Origin of the sequence: Paraburkholderia sp. (genome assembly GCF_035656215.1) — a bacterium.
In the GTDB taxonomy this organism is placed as follows: domain Bacteria; phylum Pseudomonadota; class Gammaproteobacteria; order Burkholderiales; family Burkholderiaceae; genus Paraburkholderia.
In genome coordinates this window covers 1-4,685 of sequence record NZ_DASRSY010000296.1, presented here as the reverse complement: position 1 = coordinate 4,685, position 4,685 = coordinate 1, and the positions used below count along the sequence as shown (strand labels likewise).

At 63.5% G+C, this 4,685-nt stretch carries 2 protein-coding genes; one reads left to right on the top strand and one right to left on the bottom strand.

From position 1 onward, the window contains the following. On the top strand, positions 1–136 hold a 136-nt coding region (locus VFE81_RS16580), incomplete at its 5' end, for a YadA C-terminal domain-containing protein (RefSeq protein WP_325045639.1). Positions 137–378: 242 nt separating this feature from the next. Here VFE81_RS16580 and hrpA read toward each other — a convergent pair. Beyond that, positions 379–4,647 (bottom strand): ATP-dependent RNA helicase HrpA, encoded by a 4,269-nt coding sequence (gene hrpA / locus VFE81_RS16575; RefSeq protein WP_414695608.1) that lies wholly within the window; start codon positions 4,645–4,647, stop codon positions 379–381. Positions 4,648–4,685: the final 38 nt, after the last annotated feature.

Sequence of the window (4,685 nt, the reverse complement as noted above, 5' to 3'; positions counted from 1 at the left end):
GTATGGCGGCCAGTCGGCCATGGCCATCGGCGTATCGCAGTTGTCGGAAACCGGCAAGTGGGTCTACAAAGTGCAAGGCACCTCTGACTCGCGTGGCCAGTTTGGCGCGTCGGTTGGCGCAGGCATGCACTGGTAAAACTTCGGCAGAAAGCGTGACCGGCTCGATTTGGGCCCGTCACGTCGAAGTCAGCAGCTTTGCAGTACAAGCAGCGAGCGGGCGCGGGTCCGAAAGGGCCCCGCCCTTTGCGCGTGATGTCATTCTCAAAAGGAACGGCGTCGCGCGCTTTTTTATGCACGCTGCAAAAGCGTTGCAGCGCGCAGCCCGCGCCGCGCAAATGGAGCGGGCACCTCCCGCGATGCCCCCACCCCACGCGCCGCTCAGCGCTGCATCGACTCCCACACCTTGTACAGACGCTTAACCGAAACCGGCATCGGCGTACGCAACTCCTGCGCGAACAGCGAAATCCGCAACTCCTCCAGCAGCCAACGGAACTCCGACAAGCGCGGATCCAGCACACCACCGCGTTGCGCGACTGCACGCTGATAGTTCTGCAATAGCGGCTGGAACTCGGCGAACTGTCGGGCATCGCGCGCGGAGTCCGCCTTAAGCTTGTCGATGCGCATCGCAATCCCTTTCAGATAGCGCGGAAAGTGCGCCAACTGGGGATATGGCGTATCGACCACGAAACGCTTGCCAATCAGACCATCCAGCTGGCTCTGCATGTCCCCATGCGCGGCCGTGAACGACTTCGCCTGCACCAGCTTTTTCGTCACCGTCGCGTATTCGCTGAGAATCTGCCCGACGAGGCGGGCAATTTCCTGCGCCAACAAAGTCAGACGGCTGCGACCTTCATCGCGGCGCGTGTGGAAACTGGCGTCATCAGCAGGCAGCGGATCTTGCAGACAAGCGCGGTCAAGCGCGGTATCGATCAGTTGATCGCGCAGCTCCTCCTGCGTGCCGCGTGGCATGAACTGCATCGCCATTTCGCGCAACCCCGGGAGATTTTTCTCCAGGTACTTGATCGGCTCTTTCAATTGCAACGCGAACAATCGCCGCAGCCCTGCGCGATGGATACGCGCGGCTTCGTCCGGTGAATCGAACACTTCGACGTCACAGTGCGTGCCGCGATCCACTAGCGCCGGATAGCCGAACAACGTCTGCCCACCGCGGCGGATTTCGAGCAACTCAGGGAGCTTGCCGAAATTCCACGTGGTCAGCTTTTCGTAGAGCGCGGTGCCCGGTTCAGCGCTGCCTTGCGATGCCGTTTGCGAACCAGGCGCAGCAGCGCCCTTGCCTCGCTGCGCAGCGCCGCTTGCCGCGGCTGCTGAGCCGGCCGCTTGCGAGCCAACCGCCACGCTACCGCCGCCGCCCGCATCCGCCAACGCCGCGCTAGCGGCACCCGACGCGATTTTCTGAAAATGCTGCTGCGCCTGCCCACCGAGTTCAGCGCGCAGTTGCGACATATTCCGGCCCATCGCGAGCTGCCGCCCGTGCTCGTCGATGACCTTGAAGTTCATGAACAGATGCGGCGTCAGCGTTTCGAGCTTGAAGTCTGACTGCTTCATTGCGACCTGGGTTTGCTCGCGAATGTCCGCAATCAGCGACTCGAGCAAACCGCCCGCGCCGAAGCGAGGACCGCTATGCCGATCGACGAAACCCGCCGCGAACTCAGGCAGCGGCACGCAATGGCGCCGCAGCTTCTGCGGCAACGATTTCAGCAACAGTTGCGCCTTCTCTTTCAGCATGCCGGGCACGAGCCATTCGCAACGGCGCGCGTCGACCTGATTCAGCGCATAGAGCGGCACCGCGAGCGTCACGCCGTCGCGCGGCGAACCAGGCTCGAAGTGATACGTGAGCACCATCTCAACGCCCGCCATCGTCATCCGTTTCGGGAACAGGTCGGTCGTCACACCGGCGGCTTCGTGCCGCATCAGATCGTCACGCGACAGATACAGCAGACGCAGCTTGTCCTCCGGCTGGCCGCTCTTCCTGACCTCGTCGCGATACCAGCGCTCGAACGATGCGCCCGTGTAAATACCTTGCGGCAACGCCTGATCGTAGAAACCAAAAATCAGTTCGTCGTCGACCAGCACGTCCTGACGGCGCGACTTATGTTCCAGTTGCTCGATATCGGCGAGCAGCTTGCGGTTGTGCGCGAAGAACGCGAGCTTCGTGTCGAACTCGCCTTCCACCAGCGCACCGCGAATGAACAACTCGCGCGCCCGCGCCGGGTCCTGTTTGCCGAAACTCACGCGCCGCCGGTGATAGATCGGCAGGCCGTACAGCACCGCGCGCTCAAACGCCGACACCTGCGCCGCGCGCTTTTCCCAATGTGGCTCGGACAATGACTTCTTCAGCAGATGCTCGCCGATTTTCTCGATCCATTCCGGTTCGATCTTCGCGATGCAGCGTGCGTACAGACGGCTCGTCTCGACCAGCTCCGCGGCCATGACCCACTTCCCGGCCTTCTTCACCAGCGCCGAGCCCGGCCAAAGGTAGAACTTGATGCTGCGCGCACCGAGGAAATACGGTTCGTCGTCGGCTTTCAAGCCGATGTTGCCGAGCAAGCCGGTCAACAACGCGAGGTGGATCTGCTCGAAGGTCGCTTCGGCTTCGTTAAGACGCCAGCCATGCTCACGCACCACCGTCAGCAATTGCGAGTGCACATCGCGCCATTCACGCAGGCGCAGTTGCGACAGGAAGTTCTTGCGGCACTCGTCCTGCAACTGCCGGTTCGACTTCTTGTGCGCGATCGCTTCTTCGAACCAGTTCCAGATCTTCAGCCACTGCAGAAATTCGGAACGCTCGTCGGCGAACCGGCGATGCGCCTGGTCGGCTTGCTCCTGCGCTTCGATCGGCCGGTCACGCGGGTCTTGCACCGACAATGCGCTGGCGATGATCAGCACTTCCTTCAACGCCTGCTGATCGCGCGCGGCGAGAATCATCCGGCCGACGCGCGGATCAAGCGGCAGGCGCGCGAGTTCGCGGCCGAGCGGCGTGAGCTGGTTGTCGTCGTCGACGGCGCCCAGTTCGTTGAGCAGTTGATAGCCGTCGGCAATGGCGCGGCCGGGCGGCGGCTCGATGAACGGGAAGGTTTCGATCGCCGTCAGATGCAGCGACTTCATGCGCAGAATCACCGACGCCAAGGACGAACGCAAAATCTCAGGATCGGTGAAGCGCACGCGGCCCTGGTAGTCGCTTTCCTCGTACAGACGAATACAGACACCATCGGCGACGCGGCCGCAGCGCCCAGCCCGCTGATTCGCGGCGGCCTGCGAAATCGATTCGACCTGCAGTTGCTCGACCTTGTTGCGATACGAGTAGCGCTTCACGCGCGCCAGACCCGTATCGACCACATAGCGAATCCCAGGCACGGTCAGCGAGGTTTCGGCGACGTTGGTCGCGAGCACGATGCGGCGCGCGTTCGAGCTGCGGAACACGCGCTCCTGTTCGGCGGCCGACAAACGCGCGAACAAGGGCAGAATTTCCGTATGCGGCGGGTGGTGTTTGCGCAGCGCTTCAGCGGCATCGCGAATCTCGCGCTCGCCGGGCAGGAAGACGAGCACGTCGCCGGGGCCTTCGCGACACAGTTCGTCGACCGCGTCGACGATCGCTTCCATCAGATCGCGGTCGGTCTCGCGCTGTGTCTTCGGCCTTTCACGCGACGACGATGCGGAAGAGCCTTCCGCCGACTTCACTGCCGGACTGTCTTCCGCGACCGGCCGATAGCGCATCTCGACCGGATAGAGCCGGCCGCTCACTTCGATCACCGGTGCAGGCTTCTCGTCGCTGCCAAAATGGCGCGCGAAGCGATCCGCGTCGATCGTCGCCGAGGTCACGATCAGCTTCAGATCGGGCCGCTTGACGAGAATTTCCTTCAGATACCCAAGCAGGAAATCGATGTTCAGGCTGCGCTCGTGCGCTTCGTCGATGATCAGCGTGTCGTAGGCTTTCAGCAGCGGATCGGTCTGCGTTTCGGCGAGCAGAATGCCGTCGGTCATGAGTTTGACCGACGCGCCCGGCGACAGATTGTCGGTAAAACGCACCTTGTAGCCGACCACAACGCCAAACGGCGTGCCGAGTTCTTCGGCGATACGGCGGCCTGTCGCCGACGCCGCGATCCGGCGCGGTTGCGTGTGGCCGATCAGGCCCGTGCCGCCCGCGCCGAGGCCACGACCGAGTTCGAGGCAGATTTTCGGCAACTGGGTTGTCTTTCCCGAACCCGTCTCGCCGCATACGATCACGACCTGATTCTGCGCAATCGCCTTAGCGATCTCCTCGCGGCGGCCGGACACCGGCAGCGCTTCGGGGAAGGTGATCGGCGGAATCGGGTTCGGTTCGACGACGCGTTGAACGCGCGGCGGGCGCGGCTCGCGACGCGCCGGCTGCGACGCGCCACCGGCATTGACCTGCCTACGCGCAGCGTCGCCCTGTGGCGGCTGTTTGCGCCCCTCATGAGCGGTTTTCGGCGCCTGCGCGCCCGCTTCGCGGCGCGCCTCACGCGGCGGATTATTTTTCTGCGCCGGCGCTTGCGCACCTTCCGGATTGCGTCGTGGCTCGCGCGCCGTTTCCGGCGTGTTGCGGTTGGCGTCCGGCGCTTCGCGGCGCGCAGCGTCGCCGGGCTTCACCTGATCGGCGTCCGGCACTGCATTCTCGTTCGCCGTAGCGGGACTTTTGGGTACAT